This is a genomic window from Phreatobacter aquiterrae (assembly GCF_053471285.1).
In genome coordinates this window covers 1-24,112 of sequence record NZ_JBJPHW010000008.1, presented here as the reverse complement: position 1 = coordinate 24,112, position 24,112 = coordinate 1, and the positions used below count along the sequence as shown (strand labels likewise).

Genomic DNA, 24,112 nt, shown 5'->3' with positions numbered 1-24,112 from the left:
GTCCATCAATGGTCCGCCTTGCCGGCAAGCCCGGTCGGGGCGGCGACCGCAGCGCCGCGCTCGTACCAGCCCTTCGACCGGTTCACGATCCACACGACCGAGAGCATGACCGGCACCTCGATGAGGACGCCGACGACGGTGGCGAGCGCCGCACCGGAATTGAAGCCGAACAGGCTGATGGCGGCTGCCACCGCCAGTTCGAAGAAGTTGCTCGCCCCGATCAGGGCCGAGGGTCCGGCGACGCAATGCGCTTCTCCCGCCGCGCGGTTGAGGAGATAGGCGAGCGCGGAATTGAAATAGACCTGGATCAGGATCGGCACCGCCAGCAGGGCGATGACGAGCGGCTGGGCGATGATCTGCTCGCCCTGGAAGCCGAAGAGCAGGACGAGGGTCGCCAGCAACGCCACGAGCGAGAGCGGCTGGAGGCGCGCAAGCAGCCGGTCCACCGCGACCTGCCCGCCGGTTCGAAGCAGCCAGGCCCTCAGCACCTGCGCCGCGATGACCGGAATGACAATGTAGAGCCCGACCGACAGCAGCAGCGTGGCCCAGGGAACGGTGATCGCCGACAGCCCCAGCAGGAGGCCGACGATGGGCGCGAAGGCGACAATCATGATGGCGTCGTTGAGCGCCACCTGGCTGAGCGTGAACAGCGGCTCGCCACGCGTCAGGTTGGACCAGACGAAGACCATCGCCGTGCAGGGAGCGGCCGCGAGGATGATGAGGCCGGCGATGTAGGAATCGATCTGGCTTTCCGGGAGCAGCGGCCGGAACAGGTAGCCGATGAAGAACCACCCGAGCAGGGCCATCGAGAACGGTTTCACCGCCCAGTTGACGAAGAGCGTGACACCGATGCCGCGCCAGTGTCGGCTGATGGTCGACAGGGCGGCGAAATCGACGCGGAGGAGCATGGGGATGATCATCAACCAGATGAGCACCGCCATCGGGATGTTGACCTTGGCCACCTCGGCCGCTCCAAGGGCCTGGAACGCACCCGGCGCCACGTGCCCGAGCGCGATGCCGACAATGATGCAGAGGCCGACCCAGACGGTCAGATAGCGCTCGAACAGGGTCATGCGGTCAAAGCCCTGCCCGGAAGTCGCCGGTGGCCCCCTCGCTCCGCCCGATGGCATCGAGACGCGTCTGCAGGGTCAGCCTGTCGAGGCTCGCCACCGGCAGGGCCGTAAACACCGAGATGCGGTTCTTCAGATAGCGGAAGGTGGCGACGAAGGCCGTTTCCTTCGCGATGTCGGTGCCCTCCACCGCCGCGGGATCCTCGATCCCCCAGTGCGCCGTCATCGGCTGTCCCGGCCAGACAGGACAGGCCTCGCCTGCGGCGCCGTCACAGACGGTGAAGACGAAATCCATGACAGGGGCGTCGGGAGCTGCAAATTCCTGCCAGTTCTTCGACCGCATGCCGTCAGTCGGGTAGCCCGCGGAAGCGAGCACCCTGAGCGCGAAGGGATTGACCGTGCCTCTCGGATGGCTGCCGGCAGAGAAGGCGCGAAAGCGGCCGCCGCCGTCTCTTGTAAGGATCGACTCCGCCATGATCGAGCGGGCCGTATTGCCGGTGCAGAGGAACAGCACGTTGAAGATGCGCGGAGTCGTCGGGTCGGTGGTCATGGGCTGGGAGCCTTGGCGGAGCAGCGGGGGGAGAGATCCTCGACGAGCGGCGCGCAGATCTCGGGCCGGCCGCCGCAACAGTCCTGGACGAGGTGCACGGTCATGGCGCGGAAGCGGTCGAGATCGGCGCGATAGACGATCGAGCGGCTGTGCCGTTCGCCCCGCACCAGACCGGCACGGGTCAGAACCGCGAGATGCGCCGACATGGTGTTCTGCGGCACGGCGAGGCGGCGGCCGACCTCGCCGGCGGCAAGTCCCTCCGGCTCATGGGCCACAAGCAGGCGGAAGGTCGCGAGCCTGGTTGGCTGGGCGAGTGCAGCCAGGGCCGCGATGGTCTCGATGTCATCCATATATCGAGAATTATCGATTCAATATGACGGGTGCAAGACGGTCCCATTGAGGCCGCCGGAGACTTTCCCTGCAACGGAACCAGACTGCCGGCGGATTGTTTTCAGCCCATGGCAAGCATTCCGGGCAAAGGCCGAAAAAGACCCCAGACGAGTGACTCAAAAACAACACCCCCCTTAAGGTCTTGGTAAGACTCAGGCATCGGCGGGCGAGACGAGCCGACGGGCTGTGGACGGATTCGCGACGGCCCTGAAGCGCTTGGGGAAAACGAAAGCGAGATTCGCCGGACTCTTGCCGCCGATTCAATCAATAGCGTAGAGTCATGTCGTCGGCATACGACATCTCGTGCGGCGGACCTTCGCGACAAGGTTATCGGCAGTGCAGCGGCGCTCCCTTGGGGCGGCGATCACTTGCGGATTCCAGAAGGCCCGCAGCGCATCTCGGGAGGAGACAGGAACATGCAGCAGTTGCAGTGGACCGATGAACGGGTCGAGCTCCTGAAGAAGCTCTGGAATGACGGTCTGAGCGCCAGCCAGATCGCCGGCGAGCTTGGACAGGTGACCCGCAACGCCGTCATCGGCAAGGTTCACCGCCTCGGTCTGTCCGGTCGCGCCAAGGCGCCCTCCTCCAGCGCGCCGCGGGCCCGCAAGGCCCCGCGCTCGGCGCCCTCCGCGCCGCCGCGCCCCTCCATGCCGGCCTCGCGCTCGAACCTCGCCTTCAAGCCGCGCCCGGCGCCGGACCTGATGCCCGCAGTCGACGTCGCGCCGCTCCCGGATATCGACAACGTCGTGCCCATGGGCGAGCGCTGCACCATCATGGAGCTGAAGGAATATTCCTGCCGCTGGCCGATCGGCGAGCCGGGCAAGGACGACTTCCGCTATTGCGGCGCCCGTTCCGGCTCCGGCATCCCCTACTGCGCCTATCACGCCCGCATCGCCTACCAGCCGGTGGCCGACCGCCGGCGCGACCGCAAGGCGTCCGGCGGACGCTGAGCCGACGAATTCAGGGCGGCGGGCCCCGACAAACCAAGAAAAGCGATGAAACCCAACGACCCTCTCCCGCAAGGGAGGGGTTTTTCTTGGGCTAACCCCGAGGGGTCAGAACGGCATCATGCGCTCGACGACGAGATAGCCGGTCAGAAGCCCCGCGCCGAACAGGACGACCACGACTGCCGCCGCAACCTCCAGCGCACTCATGGCGAGCATCATGGCTCCCGGCCGCGCCGCCGCCAGCCGCACCGCCAGCTCCTTCGCGCCCGATGCGACCGCGGCGATCAGCGCCACCGTGATCGCCGTGCCTAGCGCCATGGCGAAGGTGGCGATGACCCCCGCCTGGACGATGCCCTGCGACATGGCGAAGACCAGCACCAGCACCGCCCCCGTGCAGGGGCGCAGGCCGACGCTGAGGATGATGGCGAGCGCCTCGCGCCAGGAATGGATCCGCGCCACCTGCTCGGCGCCGGGCAGGTGGACGCAGCTGTCGTCGCAGCCGAGCCCGGCGACCGGCCGGGCGCTCCGCCACGCCGAAAGGCGGGCGATGAAGGCGCTGCCCTTCTGCCAGACCAGCCTCAGGCCGATGGCGATGATGAGGCCGTAGGCGGCAAGCTCGATCCAGTTGACCACCTGGCTCATCGTCCGGGCCGTGACGCCGAGGACGGCAGCGAGGAAGCCGACCAGCGCGATGGCGGTCAGCGCCTGCACCAGCGACGACAGGGCCGCCAGCGTCACGCCGCGCCGCACGGTCTCGCCGGTAGCCACGATGTAGGAGGAGATCACCGCCTTGCCGTGGCCGGGCCCGGCGGCATGGAAGACGCCATACAGGAACGACAGGCCGACGAGCGTTGAGAAAGCCCCGGCATGGCCGGCGCGGATGCCGCGCACTGCCGCCGACAGCTGCCGGTAGAACACGGCCTGCTGCTCGATGATCCACCCGAAGAGACCAGTGGCCGGCGGAGTCCTGGCGCCGCCAAAGGCCGAGGGCGGCGCCTGGGCGAGGGACGGGTCGGCAAGGAGGGCGCAGGCGGCCACCGCCGCGACGGCGACAACAGCCGCAATCCGCCGCGTTGGCCTCACGGGCAGGTCACCGTGAAGCGTCCGGCGAACTGCTGGCCGAAATTGGCATTGGCGCCGAGCGCCTGGAAGAAGCTCTCCGACAGAGAACCGACCGGGGCGTTGCTTCCTTTCGGCGCCGTGTAGTCGAGCTTGCAGCCGGAAGGCGCTCCGACGAGCCGCATCGGTTCGCCGTCAGCAGGAGTGAAGGCGACGAAATAGTCGGGATCATAGACTTCGAGCGTCAAAGGCTTGCCCGCCGCCTGGAACGGCGTCGCCAGCGGCACCGTGAAGTGAAGCCTCAGCTTGCCGCCGACAACCTCGGACCAGGCATCGCGCACCTGGCCGAAGGAGACGTAGCGCCGCTCGTGGCGCATCACCGTGAAGAACTTCTGCTGCCCGAGATGCTCGACATTGACCTTGGTCAGTTCCGCCAGTTCCTCCCGGCTGAGCTGGCCGTCGCCGTTCTTGTCGAGCCCCTGGGTGGCGAAGCTCGAATACATCTCGTCAAAGGTCCACACATGGACGAAGCCGGACACCTGTCCCGCCGCATCGTGGATGAGCTGCGTCTCGGTCTCGACCTGGACATGGGGATGCGCCTGCGCGGCGCGCGGCGCGAAACCCGCGAGGGCAATGAGGCAGACGGCGAGAATGCGGAGCGGCGTCACGGCGAACCCTGATGATCGTCGCGGCAGTCATTGGGCGGCGATCACGGCCAAGATATGGCCGCCGGCAGGGTTAACGAAAGGTGCACGGCGTCGCGGGGAGAAGACCCTTGCGCCGCGGCATCTTGCCTCCCGCCCCGCCGGATGAAATGGTCCCGCTTCCCCCGCCGGACATCGCCTCGAGGACACCATGCTCGCCAACCTGACCATCGACAGCCGCCGGCTCTGGGACATGCTGATGGAGACGGCCCAGATTGGCGGCACGCCCAAGGGCGGCATCCGCCGCCTGACCCTGTCGGACGAGGACCGGCGCGTGCGCGACTGGTTCCGACGCGAGTGCGAGGCGCTTGGCTGCGCGGTGCACGTCGACACGGCCGGCAACATGATCGCGGTCCGCCCCGGCAAGGACAATGCACGCAAGCCGATCGCCATGGGCAGCCATCTCGACACCCAGCCGACGGGTGGCAAGTTCGACGGCGTGCTCGGCGTTCTCGGCGGCCTGGAGGTGCTCAAGACCCTCCATCAGGCCGGTTACGAGACCAACGCCCCCATCGCCCTCGTCAACTGGACCAACGAGGAGGGAGCACGCTTCTCGCCCTCCATGGTCGGCTCCGCCGTCTATGCCGGCGCCTATACCCAGGACCAGATGGACGCGGTCACCGACAAGGACGGCGTCACCCAGGGCGAGGCACTGGAGGCCATTGGCTACCGCGGAACCGAGAAGGCCGGTCACATCCCCTTCCAGGCCTATTTCGAGATCCATATCGAGCAGGGCCCCATCCTCGACGAGGAGGGTCTGTCGGTGGGCATCGTCACCGGCATTCAGGCGATCAAGTGGTTCAACTGCACCATCACCGGGCGCGAGAGCCATGCCGGCACGACGCCGATGGCCTATCGCCGGGACTCGCTGGCCGCTTTCGCGGAAGCTGCGACCGAGATCCGCCAGATCGCCATCGACAATGGCGGCCTCGCCACGATCGGCATCGTCTCGGCCTTTCCCGGCTCGCCCAACATCATTCCCGGCGAGATGCGCTTCACCCTCGACATGCGTCATCATTCGGACGACGTGCTGAGCACCATGGTCACGAATGCGAAGATCGCCATCGCCAAGGCGGCGACCCGGCATGATGCGGCCTACGAGGTCAGCCCGCTGCAGGACTCGCCCGCCCAGCCCTTCGACGCCACCTGCGTGGCCATGGTGCGCCAGGCGACCGAGAAGCTCGGCCTGCCCGCCCGCGAGATCACCTCGGGAGCCGGTCACGACGCCATGTACACGGCGCGGGTCTGCCCGAGTTCGATGATCTTCGTGCGCTGTGCCGAAGGCCTCAGCCACAACGAGGCGGAAAGCGCGACCCAGGAGGATTGCGGCCTCGGCGCGCAGGTGCTGCTCGAGGCCGTCCTGGCCTACGACGCGCGAGCATGACCATTCCCGCGCTTTTCATCGCGGACCACGGCTGCTAGACCGCCCGCATCGAGCGGCGGAGAGCTGAACCCATGTCGGACATGCGCGTCGTCATCGCCGGTGCCGCCGGCCATATGGGCCGGGTGCTGGTGCGTCTCGTCCAGGAGGCGCCGGGATTGAAGCTCACCGGCGCGATCGAGCCCGCCGGTCATGTCGCGCTCGGCGAGGATGCCGGGCTTCTCGCCGGCGCCGGACGCGCGCTGGTCCAGGTCACCTCCGACATGGACGCCGCCCTCGCCCAGGCCGATGCCGTCATCGACTTCACCATCCCGCGCGTGTCGGTGGAGATCGCGGGCCTCGCCGCCAAGCACCGCAAGGTGCATGTCTGCGGCACCACCGGTTGCAGCGACGCCGAGAACGATGCCATCGCCTCGTCGGCGCGCATCGCCACCATCGTCAAGTCGGGCAATTTCTCGCTCGGCGTGAACCTCCTCGCCGCCCTGGTGAAGCGCGCTGCCGAGGCGCTCGACGATGACTTCGACATCGAGGTCGTCGAGATGCATCACAACCGCAAGATCGACGCGCCCTCCGGCACGGCGCTGATGTTCGGCGAGGCCGCAGCCAAGGGGCGGAAGATTTCCCTGGCTGACCACTCCGATCGCGGCCGCGACGGCCAGACCGGCGCCCGCAGGCGCGGCGACATCGGCTTTGCGGCGGTGCGCGGCGGCACCGTCATCGGCGAGCACTCGGTGATCTTCGCTGGACCGACCGAGCGCGTGGTGATGACCCACATCGCCGAAGACCGCGCCCTCTTCGCCCGTGGTGCGCTGAAGGCGGCGCTCTGGGCCCGGGGCAAGCCGGCCGGGCTCTATTCCATGGCCGATGTTCTCGGCTTCTGATCTCTCAAGGACCTGACCCATGACCGAACGGCTTCTCGTGCTCACCCGCCATGGCGAGAGCGAGTGGAACCTGAAGAACCTCTTCACCGGCTGGAAGGACCCCGGCCTGACGCCCAAGGGCATCGAGGAGGCGAAGACGGCCGGCCGCGGCCTGAAGGCGCTGGGGCTGTCCTTCGACGTCGCCTACACCTCGGCGCTGACCCGCGCCCAGAACACGCTGACGCTGATCCTTGACGAAATTGGCCAGCCCGACCTGCCGACCATCAGGGACTGGCGGCTGAACGAGCGCGACTATGGCGATCTCTCCGGCCTCAACAAGGCCGAGACGGCGGCGAAATACGGCGACGAGCAGGTCCACATCTGGCGCCGCTCCTATGACGTGCCGCCGCCCGGCGGCGAGAGCCTGAAGGACACGGTCGCCCGCGTCCTGCCCTACTATGTCGCGGAGATCCTGCCCCGCGTGATGCGCGGCGAGCGCGTCCTCGTCGCCGCCCACGGCAATTCGCTGAGGGCACTCGCCATGGTGCTGGACCGCCTCGACGAGAAGACCATCCCGACGCTGGAACTGAAGACAGGCGTGCCGCTGATCTACCGCCTGAACGCCGACACGACGGTGGCGAGCAAGCAGGTGCTGGAGGGCTAGGACGCCTTGCGTCCCGCCGGTGGCGCGGTCATGCGCGCATCGGCCGACGCGACCTGCGCCCGCCCGGTCGTGATCGCCATGGAGGCGGAGTCGTAGAAGCACTTGATGCTGCGAATCAGACCGCCGCGAAACCGGATCAGGTCGCAGCGCTCGCTGTCGATGACCCGCCCGTTCGGCCGGAACAGCAGCGAGGAGTGCCAGTGCACGAAGGCGTTCTCATCCTTGACAACGATGTTCTCGACGAGGAACTCGCGGACCTCGAACATCTGGTGGAAATGCTCGAGAACTTCCGTCAGCCCGACGATGCCGACCCGCAGGCCCGAATGCGGATTGAGGACCGGATTGCCGACGAGCGTGAACTCGCAGTCCTCGCAGAACAGTGAGGAGAGCGCGACCACGTCGCCACGTCCCCAGGCGGCGTAGGCAACCTTGAGCTTCTGCTCCAGCCCGATCTCGTCGGTGACGAGGTGCAATGCCATGCGGCACGGTTCCCGTGTGAGCAACAATGACAAACAAGTATGGGGCACCGGCGACACAAATCAATCGCTTGGCGAATGCGCTCCATAGCCCACCCCGGCTGATTCCATCACGCAACTTTCGTTGGATGAGGCAGGCGGGCTGCCCTTGCCGCACGCCTGCCGGACCTGTCGCGGGCAAGGCTTGCGGTCTCCCCGTCCTCTGCCCTAGGCTCTCCGTAAATCGATTAAAAAGACCGCCACGGGAGGATCGCCATGCCGTCGCGCGCCGTGCGCAACGTTCCGAAATCCGTCATTCGCGACAAGGCGAAACTCATCCGCCGCCAGACGGTGAGGCTCACCGACATCTGCGGCTCCGGCCACTACGGCTCGTCCTTCTCCATGGCCGAGATCGTGGCGCTGCTTTACTATCAGCTTCTCCACGTGAGGCCGGACGAACCGCGCTGGGGCGACCGCGACCGCTTCACCATGGGCAAGGGCCACGCCGCCATCGGCCTCTTCCCGGTGCTCGCCGACCTCGGTTTCTTTCCCGGCGACTGGCTCGACACCTACAGCCGCATGGGCTCCTTCCTCGGCGACCACCCCGAGATGAAGAAGGTGCCGGGCATCGACTTCTCCTCCGGCTCCATCGGCCACAACCTTTCCGTCTCGGTCGGCATGGCGCTCGGAGCGCGGCTGAAGAATTCGCCCGCCCGCGCCGTCTGCCTGATGGGCGACGGCGAGATGAACGAGGGCCAGATCTGGGAGGCGGCGCAGGCCGGCGCCCACTACGGGCTCGACAATCTCATCGGCATCGTCGACATCAACGGCGCCGGCTCCGACGGCGATCCGCAGCAGACGCTGCGCTCCGAGCCGCTGAAGGAGAAGTGGGAGGCCTTCGGCTGGAACACCTTCGTGCTCAAGGACGGCCACGACATCGACTTGACCTTCGACGCGCTGAACCGGGCGCTGAATGCTCCAGACGGCCGCCCGGCTTGCGTGCTCGCCTACACGGTCGCCGGCAAGGGCGTCTCGTTCATGGAAGGCACCTGGCAATGGCACCTCGGATTCCTCGGGCCGAAGGACATCGAGCGCGCCTATGTCGAGATCGATGCCGGCGAGATCGGGTGAGGAGCACGTCATGAGCCAGAGCGAGAAGTACCGCGCCAACCCGCCCGCACCCGGCATGGCCTACATGTCCGCGGAATTTAAGAAGACCATCGACCTCGCGGAATCGACCGTCACCGACGATTTCGACGAGCGCTCCTGGGACATGGTTGTCTCCCTCGGGCTGTCACGCCAGCTGACGACGGGAAGGACCCTGATCGAACTCGCCGAGGCCGGCCATGATGACATCGTCGTCTGCACCGCCGATCTCGGCCGCCCGACCCAGGTCATCGGCTTCGGCCAGAAATATCCCGACCGCTACTTCAACTTCGGCATCGCCGAGCGGAACATGATCGGCGCCGCAGCCGGCCTCGCCACGATGGGGCTCACCCCGGTTATCTCGAATTACTCGTTTTTTCTCGCCCTCATGGGCGTCGAGAACATCCGCAACGACATCTGCTACACCAACCTGCCGGTGAAGATGGTCGGCACCCATTCCGGCATCGCCATGGGCTTCTATGGCACCTCGCACCATTGCTGCGAGGACATCGGGGCGCTCCGGGCCATCCCGAACCTCACCCTGATGGCGCCCTGTGACGGAAACGCGCTGTCGTCGGCGCTGCGCACCAACATCAGGCACCCAGCGCCGATCTATTTCCGTGCCGGACGCGGCCGCGAGGCGGTGGTCTATGACAAGGAGTTCGACTTCCGTATCGGCGGCTCCAACACGCTGCGCGAGGGCCGCCACGCCACCGTCCTCGCTATCGGCAACCTGGTGAAGGCCGGCCTCGACGCCCACGACATCCTGAGAAAGGAAGGCATCGAGATCACCGTCGTCGACATGTACTCGATCCGGCCGCTCGACCTTGAGGCCGTGCGCGATGCCGCCAGGCGCGGCCCCATCGTCTCGGCGGAGGAGGCCAACGTCACCGGCGGCTTCGGCGCGGCGATCGCCGAGGTCATCGCCGAGGAGGGCCTCGGCACCCGCCTGACCAAGGTCGGCATGCCCGACGCCTATTCGGTGCTCGGCCCCCCGACGCACCTCTACCGCCACTACGGTCTCGACGGCGAAGGGGTTGCTGCGGCGGTCCGGAAGGCGCTGAAGCGGTAGGGCTCAGAAGTAGCGTGCGAGATTGCGGCGGATGCGGTCGATCACCCGCCCCTCCTCGGGGTGGATGTCGAAGCGCTTGCCGGTGATCATCTCAAAGGCCTCGATATAGACCGCCGCGGTCGCGACGATCACGTCGGCGGGGATCTCGGGAATCGTATCCCTGTAGGGATCGCAGCGCGCCACCACCCAGTTCCTCACGAAGTCCTTGTCGAAGCTGTCGGGCTTCTCGCCCGCGGCGAAGCGCACCGGATAGCTGTCGGCCTTCCAGTAGCGGCTCGAATCCGGCGTATGGATCTCGTCCGCCAGCACGATGCGGCCGTCGCGGTCGGTGCCGAATTCGTACTTGGTGTCGACGAGGATCAGCCCCCGCTCGGCGGCGAGCTTCTGGCCGCGCGCGAAGAGCGCGAAGGCGTAGTCGGTGAGCCTCTTCCACTGGTCCGGCGTGACGAGCTTCTGATCGAGGATCTGCTCGGGAGACAGCGGCTCGTCGTGCCCCCCGTCGAAGGCCTTCGACGTCGGCGTGATGATCGGCTCGGGCAGCCGCTGGTTGTCCCTCAGCCCGTCCGGCAGGGTGATGCCGTACATCTGCCGCTGGCCCTTCCTGTAGAGCGTCAGGACCGAGGTTCCCGTCGTGCCGGCGAGATAGTCGCGCACCACGATCTCGACGGGAAGGATGTCGAGGCGCTGTCCGACCACCACGTTGGGGTCCGGATAGGCGATGACGTGGTTCGGACAGATGTCCGCCGTCTCCTCGAACCAGTAGCGCGCCGTCTGCGTCAGCACCTCACCCTTGAACGGGATGGCGGCGAGAATGCGGTCGAAGGCGCTGATCCGGTCGGTGGCGATGATGACGCGGCTGCCGTCAGCGAGGTCGTAGTTGTCGCGCACCTTGCCGCGGTAGTGGTTCGGCAGTTCCGGAATGGTCGCGTCGTCGAGGACGCGGTTCGCGTTCGCCCGCAACGTGTCGATGTCCATCGCGTCGCCCTCCAGTAAGCCCTTGCCCCTCCTTTATCGCCGCACACGTGGGCCGTCGACGGTCCGCGACGATTGTCCACCGCCACCATGCTTGACCCGAGGGGCGCGATCGTCTTGGCTCTCGGGCCTTTCTTTCCGCAGCGTGAGATGCATGGAAGCCTACGTCACCCCGGTCATCGAGTTCGTCAAAGCCAATCAGGCCTGGGCTCCCGCCATCATCTTCGCACTGTGCTTCGCCGAATCGCTCGCCGTGCTGTCGCTGATCGTGCCGGCCTGGGCGATGATCGTCGCCTTCGGCCCGCTAATCGGTTCGGCCGGCATCCCGTTCTGGCCGATCCTCCTCGCCGCTGCGATGGGCGCGACGCTGGGAGACGCCGTCTCCTACTGGTTCGGCTATTATTTCAAGGACCGCATCGCGACGATCTGGCCGCTGTCGCGACACCCCGACATGCTGCCCAAGGGCCATGCCTTCTTCGAGAAATGGGGCGTCTGGGCCATCTTCATCGGCCGGTTCTCGGGACCCCTGCGCGCCGCCGTGCCGCTGGTCGCCGGCATGCTGGCCATGTCGCAGTGGAAGTTCCAGATCGCCAATGTCCTCTCGGCCTTCATCTGGGCCGGCGCGCTGCTGGCCCCCGGCAACTTTCTCGGCAAATACCTGCCCTTCCTGCACTGATCGCGGCAGGCCCGCCTCAGGCGAGCGTCGCCGTCCCCAGAAGGTCCACCGGGAAGGCGTGGACGTCCTGCAGAAGCTCGACGAAGGCCTTCGCCGTGAACTCGGTCTGCTCCCGGCCGCTCGCCGGCGTTGCCGCCGCCGCATTGCCCATCGCCCCGGCCGTGGAGAGGTCCTCGCTCATCCATCCGAACGAGACGCGCTGCGTCGCCCTCAGGTGCCGGTAGCGCTGCTCCATCACCACAGCGGCGGAGACGAAGTCGCGCGCCTTCGCCATGTGCACGAGGTCGCGGCGGAAATGCAGCATCTGCGAGGTCTCGATCTCGCCGCCATGGATGCCGTGCGTCTGCTCGGACTCCGAGAAAAGGCCCGTGGGCGAGCCGAGCCGATGCCAGGAGCACTGGACAGTGAACATGCCGTGGCGGCGGCGAAGATCCCGCGCGACGATCTCCATCGTCGCAACATTGCCTCCGTGGGAATTGGCAAGGACGAGCTTCTTCACCCCCGCCCGCGCCACGCTGTCGCCGATCTCGTTCAGGAGGCGGATCTGCGTTTCAGCGGAAATGGTGAGGGTGCCGGGAAAGGCGATGTGCTCGTCCGACTTGCCCATCCAGACCGTCGGCAGGAAGGTCACCGGCAGGCCCTTCGGCAGGATGTCGCGCACCGCCTGAATATTGCCCTCGGCGATCACCGTGTCGACGGCGACGGCGAGATGCGGTCCGTGCTGCTCCACCGCCGCGATCGGCAGCACGGCGATCCAGGGCGATGTATCGGAGGAGCGGAACTCCTCGGTGGTCATTTCCACCCAGAGCTGTTTCGGCAGCATGATCGCGCCTCCCCGCTTCGATGGCGTCAGCCCGCCTTCGCGGCCACCACCTCGACCTCGACCTTGAATTCCGGCTTCGTGAAGCCCGAGACAATCATCAGCGTCGAGGCGGGCGGCGGGCTGGCCACATGGCGGTCGCGCGAGGCCATGTAGCCGGCCATGTGCGCCCGCTCCGTGACGAAGGCATTGATGCGCACGATGTCGCCCATGTCCATGCCGGCCGCCGCGAGCATATGGCCGATGGCGGCGAAGCAGAGATCGGCCTGCACCTCGGCGCTCTCCGGGATGATGCCGTCCGAAGCGAGGCCGAGCTGTCCCGAGCAGAACAGCATGCGCGTTCCGGCCGGCACCACGACCGCATGGGAGTACTTGGCGAAGGGCGCCGGCATCGTCGTCGGCGTGAGCTTCTCGAGCATGGTCAGGGCTTCCCCATCTGGATCGGCAGGGCGGTCGTCTGCTTGATTCGCTCCATGGCGAAGCGCGAGGTGACGTTCTTCAGCGGCATCTGCGAGATCAGCCGCTTGTAGAAGGCATCATAGGCGTCCATGTCCGCCACGACCACCCGCAGCATGTAGTCGACGTCACCGGCCATCCGATAGAATTCCATCACCTCCGGCATGGCGGAGACGACCTCGGCGAAGCGGGCGAGCCAGCCCTCCGAATGGTCGGCTGTCTCGACCGAAACAAAGACGGTGAGTCCGAGGCCGAGCTTCTTCGGGTCGAGCAGCGCCACGCGCCCCTTGATGATCCCTTCGGCCTCCAGCTTCTGGATGCGCTTCCACGCCGGCGTCGTCGACAGGCCGGATCGCGAGGCGACCTCCGCGATCGAAAGCGATGCGTCGGTCTGCAGGACCGAAAGAATGCGGCGGTCAGTATCGTCCATCCCGGAAATCCCTTCTATGGGGACTGATCTTCGGAGGAGATGTAGCCGCTCCGCGCGCCCATGGCGAGCAAGACAAGGGTCTTATACACGCCGGCCGCGCAACGTCCGGCGAACAGACTACCGCGTGGGATCAGTTTCCGGCGTAGAAGGCTGCCGGCCAGGGCCAGTTGACCGTGTAGGCAGGCGCGCCCCAGAACCGGTCCGGTCCCGCGACGCCACGCATGCTGGAGGACATTGCGACCGGCTCGCCGGTCGCGGAATAGGGCGAGTGGATCATATCGGGGCGCATGCCGAGCCGGTCGCCGGGGAAGGACACCTTCGGGGTGATCAGCCAGCTCGGCCGCGAAACGCGCACCTCGGGAACGGCCCGACGGCGCTGCTGCGCCTCGGCCTGATGCACGGCGGCCTCAACCGCGAAGACGGCGGTCGCTGCGACGAGGCCGATGGCGAACTGGCGGATCATGTGGTGCTCCCGATGCGTCGACGAACTCTAGCCGTGTGTCGCGTCCCGGTCGAGAGCATGCCGGTCACAGATTGAGGAACTGTGACCGGCACGCATCGCTTCCTCAGGCAGCAATGCGCCAGGCTTCGGCAAGTTCCAGACTTTGCCAACGCGGCGCCTCGACACCCGTCGGGCTGACCAGCCCCCGCGCGCCGTCCAGTGCGCCGGGAACCAGTTCCATCCCGAGAAACCGCGACCGCTCCACCGGTCCCGGCATCCACAGGCGCTCCATCTTCGCGGTCGCGAAGCCAAAGCGCCGGTAATAGGGCTCATCGCCAACGAGGATGATGGCGCGATGGCCCTCGTCCCGCGCCCGCTCGATCGCCTCGCGCATCAGCAGCCCGCCGATGCCGGCCGCGCGGATCGTGCCGTCGACGGCCAGCGGACCGAGCAGCAGCGCCGGGCAATCGGGCCCGAGCGTGACGTCCCACAGGCGCACCGTGCCAACCAGACGCCCGCCCGCGAGGGCGACCAGCGCCAGGCCGTCCGCCGGCAGGCGACCCTCGCGCAGGCGCTCGGACGTCTTGGCGAATCGGTCAGCGCCGAAGGCGGCGTCGAGCAGCATCTCGCGCGCCTCGACATGGCGCAGCTGCTCGTCGCAGACGATGATCGGATCGGCGGGGGCGAATGCGTGGTTCTGGAGGGAGACATGCACGGTCATGGCCGCGGTCCTTCTCGGTCGAGAGAGACGACAGCCCTCGTACCGAGACGGAAGGTCTCGGCCGGTCGGGACGGTTTGCTTGGGGACGCCCGCCCGGTCACCCGGGCGGGATGAGGAGCGTCAGATGCAGACGCTCGCCAGCGGCGCGAAGCCGTTGAAGCCGACCGTGGAGTAGGTCGTGGTGTAGGCACCCGTGGCCTCGATCAGCACCTTGTCGCCGATGGAGAGCGACACGGGCAGGTCGTAGGGCTTCTTCTCGTACATGACGTCGACCGAATCGCAGGTCGGGCCAGCCAGCACGCAGGGGGCCGTCTCGTCGCCATCGCGATCCGTGCGGATCGGATAGCGGATCGCCTCGTCCATGGTCTCGGCAAGACCGTGGAACTTGCCGATATCGAGATAGACCCAGCGCACCTCGTCGTCGTCCGACTTCTTCGAGATGAGCACGACCTCGGACTCGATGATGCCGGCATTGCCGACCATGCCTCGACCCGGCTCGATGATCGTTTCCGGAAGACGGTTGCCGAAATGCTTGGTCAGCGCCTCGAAGATGGCCGCGCCATAGGCTTCCGCCGCCGGAACGTCCTTGAGGTACCGGGTCGGGAAGCCGCCGCCCATGTTGACCATCTTCAGCTCGATGCCGCGCTCGGCGAGCGTGGCGAAGATCGAGGAGGCGGTGGTCAGCGCCTGGTCCCAGGCGCCCATGTTCGTCTGCTGCGAGCCGACATGGAACGACAGGCCGTAGGCCTGCAGGCCCAGACGGTGCGCATGCTCGAGGACGCGCGGAGCCATCTCCGCCGCGCAGCCGAACTTGCGGGAGAGCGGCCACTCGGCGCCCTCGCAGTCCTGCAGGAAGCGGCAGAAGACCTTGACGTCCCTGGCGCCGATGATCTCGGCCTGGCGGGCGATCTTCTCGACCTCGGGCTCACAGTCGACGGCGAACAGGCGCACGCCGTACTGCAGGGCGCGCGCGATGTCCTTCTCCTTCTTGATCGTGTTGCCGAAGGAGATGCGGTCGGCCGATGCGCCCGTCGCCAGGGCCTGCTCGATCTCGACCACGGAAGCGCAGTCGAAGCACGAGCCCATCTCGGCGAGAAGGTTGAGGATTTCCGGCGCGGGATTGGCCTTCACGGCGTAGAACACGCGCGTGTCGGGAAGCGCCCGGGCGAACTTGGCGAAGTTTGCGGCGACGACCTCGAGATCGACGACCATGATCGGGCCGTCGTCGGATCGGTTGCGGAGGAATTCGCGGATACGGTCGGTCATGACAATGTCCCCCCAGCCCTCTCTCGCGAGGACCAGCAAAGGGTTGAACCCATGGGTCGCGTTCGCTTCCCGGATCCGCTGTGGAGACGGAACACCGGTGACGTCGGCAACCCGATGACGTTCGCCGAGACATCTCTTCCGCAGCCGGGATGGACACCCGTCAGAGCAAAAGACGCCTTCGATTGGATTGGGGACATCCCGCTCCGCACGGCCGGCAAGAAGAACAAGCCTCTTCGGTAGCTGGCTCTGGACACCAGCTGAGACCAAAAAAGCCCGATCGTCGTTGCTTCAAGTCGCGTCCCCTGCGGAGGGCAGGGTTCGCCGGTTTGCCTCCGGCTGCCGGTTAGGTATCGAAGACCCCGCGTCTTGCGACGCCCCTGGAACACGGCCCGGTAGGTCCCGGCGCATTCCCAAGTCTTCGGGCGGCTGTCCGGCCTCTTGTCCGGATGCCCACCAACCGGCACGCAACCACAGGCACGTGCGAAATTGGGCAGGGCCGTAGATAGCAGAATCCGCCCGGGGCGCAAGAGAATTTCGCCCCACGCATTCAAGAAAATTTGCTTGGCCGGCCATCGGCTTAACACCTGTTCATTTTGGCCGGCTACAGTCCGTCCGCGTGGACAAATCGCCGCACGAGCGGCTAGTTTGGCGTCTGGCCGGCCGGGGGGCACATCGACCCCCGCGCCCTGCCCCGGGAACCCAACGCGCATGGCCGCTGCGGTCGATCTTGCCGCCTACAAGGACGTCCTGATCATTCTGGCGTCCACGGCCGTCACGGTGCCGGTCCTCAAGCGCATCGGCATCAGCCCCGCCCTCGCCTTCCTGGGAATTGGAACGCTGGTGGGCCCCTTCGCGCTCGGCAGCCTGGCGCCGACCTATCCTTGGCTGAACTGGGTCACGGTGGCCGATACGAAGCAGATGGCGACCTATGCCGAACTGGGCGTGGTCTTCCTGCTCTTTCTCATCGGCCTCGAGCTCTCCTACGAGCGCCTGACGCGGATGAAGAAGCTGGTCCTCGGCCTCGGATCGCTGCAGGTGATGATCACCGCCACCGTCATCGCCCTCGCCGCCACCTGGGTCGGCCTGCCTGTGGCCGCCGCCATCCTGATCGGTGGCGCGCTGGCCCTCTCCTCGACCGCCGTGGTCGTCGAACATCTCGCCGAGCAGAAGCGGCTGGCGACCACCAGCGGCCGCACCACCTTCGCCATCCTGCTCATGCAGGATCTGGCCGTCATCCCCCTCCTTTTCCTCATCGGGGCCTTTTCCCAGCGCGGCGAGGGATCGGTGGTGATGGGTCTCGCCATCGCCATCGGCCAGGGCTTCCTTGCCGTCGCGCTGGTGGTGCTGGTCGGACGCACGATCCTGCGACCCTTCCTCCGCCAGGTGGCCGCGCTGCATGAACCGCAGGTGTTCATGGCGGCGGCAGTCCTCATCGCGGTCGGCACCGCCGTCGTCACCGCAGCCTTCGGTGTGTCGATGGCCCTCGGCGCCTTCGTCGCGGGCCTGCTCATCGCCGAGACCGAATACCGCCGCGCCATCGAGGCGACGCTGCAGCCGTTCAAGGGCATCCTGCTTGGCGCCTTCTTTTTCTCGGTCGGGTTGTCGATCGATCTGCCGGCCCTTTTCGGCCGGCCCGGCAGCTATGCCCTCGCCGTCGCTGCGCTGATCGCGCTGAAGATCGTCATCATCGTTCCACTCGTCCGCGCCTTCGGCCTGAGCTGGCTCGTGGCGATCCGCACGGCCCTGCTGCTGGGCCCCGCCGGCGAATTCGCCTTCGTCACCATGGGGCAGGCCACGGCGAGCGGCGTCGTCAGCGCGGAGACGGCGGCCTTCATCACCACCATGACGGCGATCAGCATGGCGACCGTGCCGCTGCTCGACCGCATCGGAGGCTGGATCGCCCGGCGCATCGAGACGAAGGCGGCCCCTGATCCGGAGCTCGCGGTTACCCCGCCGACAGCAAGCGGCAAGCGCGTCATCGTGGTGGGCTTTGGCCGGGTCGGCCAACTCGTCTGCGAGATGCTGGCGCGGCACAAGGTGTCGTTCATCGCGGTCGACAGCGACCCGCGCGAGATCGCCAGCCTCAGGCGGCAAGGGCACGACGTCTACTTCGGTGACGCCAACAACCAGGCCTTCCTCGAGCAATGCGGCATCCGCGACGCCGCCTCCCTCGTCCTGACGCTGCACACCGAGGGCGCGCTCGACGAGATCGCCCAGATCGCCCGCGCCCTCAATCCCGACCTCACCATCATCGCCCGCGCCCGCGACGCCGACCACGCCAAGAAGCTCTACGGGCTCGGGGTCACCGACGCCGTGCCGGAGACGATCGAGGCGAGCCTGCAGCTCTCCGAGGCTGTGCTCTTCGATCTCGGCGTGCCGGCCGGCAAGGTCATCGCCTCCGTCCACGAGCGCCGCGATGTCTTCCGCAGGGAGCTCCAGGAGGCCGGCGTCGACGAGACGCGCGTGCGCAACGCCGTGCGCTCCAGCCACCCGGAATCGGGTGCGCGCCGCCAGCCCTTGCCTGCGGCGAAAAGCTGAGCCATGCTCAATTGCTCACTGACGGCCCTCCGCCACACCGGACGGGGGGCCGTATCCGTTCCGCAGGGCCTTTCGGCATCGAGGACAGGATGAGCGTCAACAAGTCGGGTCACATCAGGCTGACCTCGCATCCCGGCGCCGGCACGGCGTCGCGCTTCAAGATCAACTGGGGGGCACCTAGCCCCGTGGAGCGAGGGCCGGTGGTCGCCACCGTCAATGCCGGGCCCGACCGCAACGCCATCGGCACCCATGGCGGCTCCTATGCCCTCTACCGGGCGCTCGCAGTCTCGGCCGGCGCGCTCAATCCGATCCAGCGACCCGACCTCACCAACACCCATCCCGTCGTCGATATCGGCCCCTTCCCGCAATGGTCGGAACCGGGGCGCATCGTCTCCATGGACCCGTTCGGCCATCTCGTCGGCGAAGCCTTCCGGCGTGACATCGCAGAGGGCGTTGACATCCGCCCCTCCATCGCCATCACCAAGGCGCGGCTGACGCTGCCCGAGCTGAAGGACGACATCGGCAAGCGCCTGAAGGTCGATGGCACCATCGTTCGCGACAGCGGCGACATCGCCTGCGTGAAGATCGCCATCGATCCGGTGTGGTACCTCCCCGGCATCGCAGAGCGTTTCGGCACGTCGGAGACCAACCTGCGCCGCACCCTCTTCGAGCAGACCGGCGGCATGTATCCGGAACTGGTGACACGGCCGGACATCTCGGTCTTCCTGCCGCCGATCGGCAACATCACCGTCTATCTCTTCGGTAACGTGGCGAAACTCGGTGACCCCGGGACGTTCATCTCCGGGCGCCTGCACGACGAGTGCAACGGCTCCGACGTCTTCGGCTCCGACATCTGCACCTGCCGGCCCTACCTGGTACACGGCATCGAGGAGGCCGCCCGCGACGCCCAGGCGGGCGGCGTCGGCTTCATCGCCTACAACCGCAAGGAAGGCCGCGCCCTCGGCGAGGTGACCAAGTTCCTCGTCTACAATGCCCGCAAGCGCCAGGAGGGCGGCGACCAGGCCTCCACCTATTTCGAGCGCACCGAATGCGTCGCCGGCGTGCAGGACGCGCGTTTCCAGCAGCTCATGCCCGACGTCATGCACTGGCTCGGCATCCGCCGCATCGACCGTTTCATGTCCATGTCGAACATGAAGCACGATGCGCTGATCGAAGCCGGCGTCGACGTGGTCGAGCGCGTGCCGATCCCGGCCGACCTCATTCCCGACGATGCCTCCGTCGAAATGGAGGCCAAGAAGGCCGCCGGTTACTTCACGCCAGAGGCAGCGCCCTCGAAGGATGACCTCAGCCGCGTCGTCGGCCGCAAGATCGAAGATTTCTGACGATGGGCCGCCCCTGCAAGACCGGAGTGCGTCCTTCGAGGCTCGGGCTCGCGCCCTCGCACCTCAGGATGAGGAGGGAGGCGCGTGGCATATGTCGCCCGAACGTGGCTTTGAGGTTCTCGCGTCCCCACGGAGGCGCAAGCCACAGCCCTCCTCATCCTGAGGAGCGAGCCCGCCAAGGGCGAGCCTCGAAGGACGCACTTCATTCATGCAGGGCCAATGCTGCCCTGCCATTCATGCCGGAGACGCCGTAATGGCCTTCGCAATGCTCGACGCGCCGCGTGCGGCGCGGTCTCTTCTCACCGCCTCCGCCGTTCGCGAACGCTCGGCCAAGATGCTCGATCTCGGCATCGAGGGGACACTCACCGCCTTCACCGTGGACATGGACCACCTGCCGGCCACCGCCGATGTCGTCGTCGAGGTGATCCGGGCGAACTATCCCGACCTCGTCATCCCCTTTCATGCCCGCTGGCGCCACTTCGTCGCCGGCGGACGCGATCTCGGCGCAGAGCTTCTGACAGGCATCGCAGATCCCGCCGAGCGCGGCCGCACGGCCTTCGACCTCGCCATCGTCTCCGTGCTGCTCGATGCTGGCGCCGGCATGGGCTGGCGCTATCGCGACGCGCCCACCGGCACCGAACTCTCGAAGTCGGAAGGGCTCGCCGTCGCCTCGCTCAGGATGTTCGCCGCCGGCGCCTTCGCCGACGACGGGGTGAGCCCGCGCGCCAATGCGGCGCGTCTCGCCGCACTCACCGCCAACGACATCGCGCGGGGCTTCCAGGTCGGTCCTGACAACCCGCTGGTCGGGCTCGATGGCCGCGCCGCCCTGCTTGCGCGGCTCGGCGATGTCGCGGCCGCCGCGCCCGCCATCTTCGCCATGCACGACACGCCACGACCCGGTGGCCTTTTCGACTATCTCACGGCGAGGGCGGATGACGGAAAGCTGCCGGCGACCGATATCCTCGCGGCGGTCCTCGCCCATCTCGGGCTGATCTGGCCGAGCCGGGTGATGCTGGGCGGCATCGCCCTCGGCGACTGCTGGCACCATCCCCTCATCCGCGCCGGCGACGCCTCGGACGGGCTGATCCCGTTCCACAAGCTGTCGCAATGGCTTTCCTACTCGCTCATCGAGCCGCTGGAGAGCGCCGGCCTCACCGTGACCCATGTCGACGGGCTGACCGGCCTGCCCGAATATCGCAACGGCGGCCTCTTCGTCGACACGGGTGTCATCGCTCTGCGCGATCCGGCCATGGCCGGGGCCAACAATACGGTCGACAGCCCGCTCGTCGTGGAGTGGCGCGGCCTCACCGTCGCCCTGCTCGACGCCATCGCGCCGCTGGTGCGCGAGCGGCTCGGGCTCACCGCCGCGGCCTTCCCGCTGGCACGGGTGCTGGAGGGCGGCACCTGGTCTGCCGGGCGGTGCCTCGCCCGCGAAAGGCGCGCCGATGGCGGTCCGCCGATCCGGGTCGTCAGCGACGGCACCGTCTTCTAAGCTGAAGCGATACAGCCAGCGCCTGGAGGGGCGAATGAACAAAGTGACCGTGGTCGATCATCCGCTGGTGCAGCACAAGCTCACCCTGATGCGCGACAAGAACCGCTCCACCAAGGGCTTCCGCCAGCTCCTCCATGAGATCGGCATGCTCCTGTGCTACGAGGTGACGCGCGACCTGCCGCTGGAAATGACGGAGATCGAGACGCCGCTGCAGACCATGATGGCGCCGCAGATCGGCGGCAAGAAGCTGGTCTTCGCACCGATCCTGCGCGCCGGCCTCGGCTTCGTCGACGGCATGCTGGAACTGGTGCCTTCGGCCCGCGTCGCCCATATCGGCCTTTATCGGGATCCTGCGACGCTCACCGCCGTGGAGTATTATTTCAAGGCGCCCGAGGACGTCGCCGACCGCCTCGTCATCGTCATGGACCCCATGCTCGCAACCGCCAATTCGGCGATTGCCGCCGTCGAGCGGCTGAAGGAGCGCGGGGTCACCAACCTGCGCTTCGTCTGCCTTCTGGCCGCGCCGGAGGGCGTCGCCAAGTTCCACGCCCACCATCCCGAAGTCGCCATCTGGACGGCGTCCATCGACAGCCATCTGAACGACCATGGCTATATCGTTCCGGGTCTCGGCGACGCCGGCGACCGGATGTTCGGAACGAAGTAGCCCGATCAGGCATCCGGCCCGTTCAGCCGCGCGATCAGCGCCATGGCAGCCGCCGGCGCCTTCGGCTTGTGGCCGTTGATCATGAAGATGAAGACGTCGCGCGGCTGCTGCGGAATGACGGCGCCGCCGTCGATCCGCGGCAGATCGTCGGGGATACCGCCCGATGCCCAGATCGACGCGCGGCGGGCCCAGGCGTCGAGCACCTCCGGCGCGTAGCCCACTGGCTCCGCCTCCTGCGCGCATTGCAGGCGCAGATAGACAAAATCGGCCGTCGGATCGAAGAAGTGGGGATAGTCCGGCTCGTCGGCGAAGACGGCGCCTACGCCATATCGGCGCAACAGACCGACGAACTCCGGCACCATGAAGCTCGCATGCCGCACCTCGACGACGTGACGCAGCGCCAACCCATCGGCCTCCCGCGGCAGCAACGCCAGAAAGGCCTCGAAATCTTCCGGCTGGAACGTCTTGGTCGCGGCCATCTGCCAGTTGATCGGCCCGAGCTTCGCCTTCAGCCGCGCGATCCCACTGGCGACGAACCGGTTCACCGACTCTCCCGCCTCCGCAAGGACGCGCCGGTTGGTGGTGAAACGCGGACCCTTCAGCGAGAAGACAAAATCGTCCGGCGTCTCGTCATGCCATTTCGCGAAGCTCTCCGGCTTCTGCGAACCGTAGAAGGTGCCGTTGATCTCGATCGCCGTGACCTTCCGGCTGGCGAAGGCGAGTTCCTGCTTCTGCGGTAGCCGGTCCGGGTAGAACACGCCGCGCCAAGGCTCGAAGGTCCAGCCGCCGATGCCCACCCGGATATCGCCTGTGACGTTCATGATGCTCTCCCCGACAGGAGGACATACTGCCATGACGACCGGCGGATGCGTGTCAGGAGCAGACAGACGATGGACCCGGCGCGCGGTCGGCGAAAGGTGGATGGCCGCCGCGCGGCGTGCCCGCCGTCAATCGCGCGGCCCACGACCCGAGCGCCCGACGAAATCCCGGATCGGCTCGAAGTCGCAGCCGAGCAGGAGATGGCCACCTGCCGGATAGACGATCAGTTCCGCCTGCGGAATGGCCCTCGCCAAATGGCGCGCGGCGGGCAGGGTGTTGAACAGGTCGTCTTCGGCGGCGACGATCAGCGTCGGCGCCCGGATCGCCGCAAGGTCGCGCTCCCTGAGGTCGGGCCTGCTGTCCCTGTTGATGCCGTGAACGCGGCGGGACAGCGGCAGCAGCTCACGCAGCATGCGCAGCGCACGCGCCTGTTCGAGCGGTCCGACCCGCGCGAAAACGGCGGGATCGACGCCGAGGAAGCGCAGGAGCCGCAGGGGCGCCAGCCGTGACCCGGCCCACCACAGGAAGTCGCCGCCGATATTGACGACCCGGAAGGCGAGCGCACTGGCCGGGCTCGGATCGATGGCGACAGGATCGTCCGGTGACAGGGTTGCGGGGACGACGAGGACCAGCGCGCGGACCCGGTTTGGATGGAGGATTGTCAGATCGAGGGCCGACCGCGCCCCAGTAGAGGCGCCGATCACCACAGCGCTTTCAATCTCGAGGTGCGCGAGGAGGGCTGCATGCGCGCTGGCCTCACCGTCGGGATCGTCGCCGGGAGCAAGGGGCGTTCCGAGATAGCCGGAGCGCGATGGAGCGACGATCCGGTAGCCGCTACCGAGAAAGGCCGCCGCATTGGCGAGCCCCTGATCGAAGCCGCCTCCCGCACCGTGGACGGACAGCACTGCCATGCCCTCTCCACACTCAGCATACTCGATTGGGCCGGTTCCGGTTATCATCCGTTTCGCGCCGTGCAGCGCGAGTTGGGCCCGCCGCAGATCCCTCCGGTAGGCGGCGCTGACAAGAGCTGCCATGACGACGACAATGACGTACGCATCCGGCGAAGGCCACCTTGCGGGAGTTGAGGCAAATCGTTGAGCACTGTCGGTATGGACAGCCATACGCACAGTGCCTTTGGGCGGCTTGAGATTGTCGAGACGGGGCGTCGCCGTCGT

The 24,112-nt window shown here is 67.1% G+C and carries 26 protein-coding genes; 11 read left to right on the top strand and 15 right to left on the bottom strand.

Features of this window, described 5'->3' with window-relative positions; translation table 11 throughout:
* Positions 1-5 precede the first annotated feature (5 nt).
* From arsB to ACJ4V0_RS13260, 3 genes are read right to left on the bottom strand one after another with little or no spacing between them, the layout of a single operon-like run.
* Positions 6-1,073: an ACR3 family arsenite efflux transporter gene (arsB, locus tag ACJ4V0_RS13270; protein WP_448300060.1), complete on the bottom strand. Its 1,068-nt coding sequence runs from the start codon at positions 1,071-1,073 to the stop codon at positions 6-8.
* Between the two features lie 4 nt (positions 1,074-1,077).
* Entirely contained in the window at positions 1,078-1,620 is a 543-nt protein-coding gene (locus ACJ4V0_RS13265; protein ID WP_448300059.1) for an arsenate reductase ArsC, read from the bottom strand.
* Positions 1,617-1,970 carry an ArsR/SmtB family transcription factor gene (locus ACJ4V0_RS13260; protein ID WP_448300058.1) on the bottom strand — a complete coding sequence of 118 codons (354 nt, stop codon included), beginning with the start codon at positions 1,968-1,970 and terminating at the stop codon, positions 1,617-1,619. The genes ACJ4V0_RS13265 and ACJ4V0_RS13260 overlap by 4 nt, the downstream gene beginning before the upstream one ends.
* 465 nt (positions 1,971-2,435) lie before the next feature.
* On the opposite strand from ACJ4V0_RS13260, the gene ACJ4V0_RS13255 reads away from it, so the two are divergent.
* Positions 2,436-2,960, top strand: a complete 525-nt coding sequence (locus ACJ4V0_RS13255; RefSeq protein ID WP_448300239.1) for a GcrA family cell cycle regulator — start codon at positions 2,436-2,438, stop codon at positions 2,958-2,960.
* Between the two features lie 105 nt (positions 2,961-3,065).
* Here ACJ4V0_RS13255 and ACJ4V0_RS13250 read toward each other — a convergent pair whose 3' ends face one another.
* Complete coding sequence (locus ACJ4V0_RS13250; protein ID WP_448300057.1) at positions 3,066-4,040, bottom strand: nickel/cobalt transporter; 975 nt, start codon at positions 4,038-4,040, stop codon at positions 3,066-3,068.
* The gene (locus ACJ4V0_RS13245) at positions 4,037-4,684 is read right to left on the bottom strand and encodes a DUF1007 family protein (RefSeq protein WP_448300056.1); all 648 of its coding nucleotides are present in this window, start codon (positions 4,682-4,684) and stop codon (positions 4,037-4,039) included. The genes ACJ4V0_RS13250 and ACJ4V0_RS13245 overlap by 4 nt, the downstream gene beginning before the upstream one ends.
* A 187-nt stretch (positions 4,685-4,871) precedes the next feature.
* Here ACJ4V0_RS13245 and ACJ4V0_RS13240 point away from each other — a divergent pair, with 187 nt between their 5' ends.
* The 3 genes from ACJ4V0_RS13240 to ACJ4V0_RS13230 all read left to right on the top strand — a co-directional run bounded on the left by ACJ4V0_RS13240 (position 4,872) and on the right by ACJ4V0_RS13230 (position 7,625).
* Positions 4,872-6,104 carry a M20 family metallo-hydrolase gene (locus ACJ4V0_RS13240; protein WP_448300055.1) on the top strand — a complete coding sequence of 411 codons (1,233 nt, stop codon included), beginning with the start codon at positions 4,872-4,874 and terminating at the stop codon, positions 6,102-6,104.
* 71 nt (positions 6,105-6,175) lie between these two features.
* Entirely contained in the window at positions 6,176-6,982 is an 807-nt protein-coding gene (dapB, locus tag ACJ4V0_RS13235; protein ID WP_448300054.1) for a 4-hydroxy-tetrahydrodipicolinate reductase, read from the top strand.
* Positions 6,983-7,001: 19 nt separating this feature from the next.
* Positions 7,002-7,625, top strand: a complete 624-nt coding sequence (locus ACJ4V0_RS13230) for a 2,3-bisphosphoglycerate-dependent phosphoglycerate mutase (RefSeq protein WP_448300053.1) — start codon at positions 7,002-7,004, stop codon at positions 7,623-7,625.
* Here the strand turns inward: ACJ4V0_RS13230 and ACJ4V0_RS13225 are convergent.
* Positions 7,622-8,104 (bottom strand): nuclear transport factor 2 family protein, encoded by a 483-nt coding sequence (locus ACJ4V0_RS13225; RefSeq protein ID WP_448300052.1) that lies wholly within the window; start codon positions 8,102-8,104, stop codon positions 7,622-7,624. The genes ACJ4V0_RS13230 and ACJ4V0_RS13225 overlap by 4 nt on opposite strands.
* 252 nt (positions 8,105-8,356) lie before the next feature.
* Here ACJ4V0_RS13225 and ACJ4V0_RS13220 point away from each other — a divergent pair, with 252 nt between their 5' ends.
* A complete protein-coding gene (locus ACJ4V0_RS13220) occupies positions 8,357-9,211 on the top strand; it encodes a transketolase (RefSeq protein WP_448300051.1) in 855 nt (284 codons plus the stop codon).
* 10 nt (positions 9,212-9,221) lie between these two features.
* A complete protein-coding gene (locus ACJ4V0_RS13215; protein WP_448300050.1) occupies positions 9,222-10,298 on the top strand; it encodes a transketolase family protein in 1,077 nt (358 codons plus the stop codon).
* Between the two features lie 3 nt (positions 10,299-10,301).
* On the opposite strand, the gene ACJ4V0_RS13210 is transcribed toward ACJ4V0_RS13215, so the two are convergent.
* A complete protein-coding gene (locus ACJ4V0_RS13210; protein WP_448300049.1) occupies positions 10,302-11,273 on the bottom strand; it encodes a phosphoribosylaminoimidazolesuccinocarboxamide synthase in 972 nt (323 codons plus the stop codon).
* 151 nt (positions 11,274-11,424) lie between these two features.
* On the opposite strand from ACJ4V0_RS13210, the gene ACJ4V0_RS13205 reads away from it, so the two are divergent.
* Complete coding sequence (locus tag ACJ4V0_RS13205; protein WP_448300048.1) at positions 11,425-11,946, top strand: DedA family protein; 522 nt, start codon at positions 11,425-11,427, stop codon at positions 11,944-11,946.
* A gap of 16 nt (positions 11,947-11,962) precedes the next feature.
* Here ACJ4V0_RS13205 and ACJ4V0_RS13200 read toward each other — a convergent pair whose 3' ends face one another.
* From ACJ4V0_RS13200 to ACJ4V0_RS13175, 6 genes are all read right to left on the bottom strand, one after another.
* Complete coding sequence (locus tag ACJ4V0_RS13200; RefSeq protein ID WP_448300047.1) at positions 11,963-12,769, bottom strand: creatininase family protein; 807 nt, start codon at positions 12,767-12,769, stop codon at positions 11,963-11,965.
* Between the two features lie 26 nt (positions 12,770-12,795).
* A complete protein-coding gene (locus ACJ4V0_RS13195; protein WP_448300046.1) occupies positions 12,796-13,185 on the bottom strand; it encodes a RidA family protein in 390 nt (129 codons plus the stop codon).
* A 2-nt stretch (positions 13,186-13,187) separates the two neighbouring features.
* Complete coding sequence (locus ACJ4V0_RS13190) at positions 13,188-13,652, bottom strand: Lrp/AsnC family transcriptional regulator (RefSeq protein WP_448300045.1); 465 nt, start codon at positions 13,650-13,652, stop codon at positions 13,188-13,190.
* Between the two features lie 130 nt (positions 13,653-13,782).
* The gene (locus ACJ4V0_RS13185) at positions 13,783-14,115 is read right to left on the bottom strand and encodes a hypothetical protein (RefSeq protein WP_448300044.1); all 333 of its coding nucleotides are present in this window, start codon (positions 14,113-14,115) and stop codon (positions 13,783-13,785) included.
* 103 nt (positions 14,116-14,218) lie between these two features.
* Complete coding sequence (locus ACJ4V0_RS13180) at positions 14,219-14,815, bottom strand: GNAT family N-acetyltransferase (protein ID WP_448300043.1); 597 nt, start codon at positions 14,813-14,815, stop codon at positions 14,219-14,221.
* Positions 14,816-14,935: 120 nt separating this feature from the next.
* Positions 14,936-16,081 carry a type III PLP-dependent enzyme gene (locus tag ACJ4V0_RS13175; RefSeq protein ID WP_448300042.1) on the bottom strand — a complete coding sequence of 382 codons (1,146 nt, stop codon included), beginning with the start codon at positions 16,079-16,081 and terminating at the stop codon, positions 14,936-14,938.
* 708 nt (positions 16,082-16,789) lie between these two features.
* On the opposite strand from ACJ4V0_RS13175, the gene ACJ4V0_RS13170 reads away from it, so the two are divergent.
* The 4 genes from ACJ4V0_RS13170 to upp all read left to right on the top strand — a co-directional run bounded on the left by ACJ4V0_RS13170 (position 16,790) and on the right by upp (position 22,118).
* Entirely contained in the window at positions 16,790-18,619 is a 1,830-nt protein-coding gene (locus ACJ4V0_RS13170) for a cation:proton antiporter domain-containing protein (RefSeq protein ID WP_448300041.1), read from the top strand.
* Between the two features lie 89 nt (positions 18,620-18,708).
* On the top strand, positions 18,709-19,962 hold the full coding sequence (locus ACJ4V0_RS13165; RefSeq protein ID WP_448300040.1) for a GTP cyclohydrolase II: 1,254 nt from the start codon (positions 18,709-18,711) through the stop codon (positions 19,960-19,962).
* Between the two features lie 253 nt (positions 19,963-20,215).
* Positions 20,216-21,454 (top strand): DUF1688 family protein, encoded by a 1,239-nt coding sequence (locus ACJ4V0_RS13160; RefSeq protein ID WP_448300039.1) that lies wholly within the window; start codon positions 20,216-20,218, stop codon positions 21,452-21,454.
* A 34-nt stretch (positions 21,455-21,488) separates the two neighbouring features.
* Complete coding sequence (gene upp / locus ACJ4V0_RS13155; RefSeq protein ID WP_448300038.1) at positions 21,489-22,118, top strand: uracil phosphoribosyltransferase; 630 nt, start codon at positions 21,489-21,491, stop codon at positions 22,116-22,118.
* 5 nt (positions 22,119-22,123) lie between these two features.
* Here the strand turns inward: upp and ACJ4V0_RS13150 are convergent, their stop codons facing one another.
* A complete protein-coding gene (locus ACJ4V0_RS13150) occupies positions 22,124-22,939 on the bottom strand; it encodes a DUF72 domain-containing protein (protein ID WP_448300037.1) in 816 nt (271 codons plus the stop codon).
* Between the two features lie 126 nt (positions 22,940-23,065).
* Positions 23,066-23,848: an alpha/beta fold hydrolase gene (locus ACJ4V0_RS13145; RefSeq protein ID WP_448300036.1), complete on the bottom strand. Its 783-nt coding sequence runs from the start codon at positions 23,846-23,848 to the stop codon at positions 23,066-23,068.
* Between the last annotated feature and the right edge of the window lie 264 nt (positions 23,849-24,112).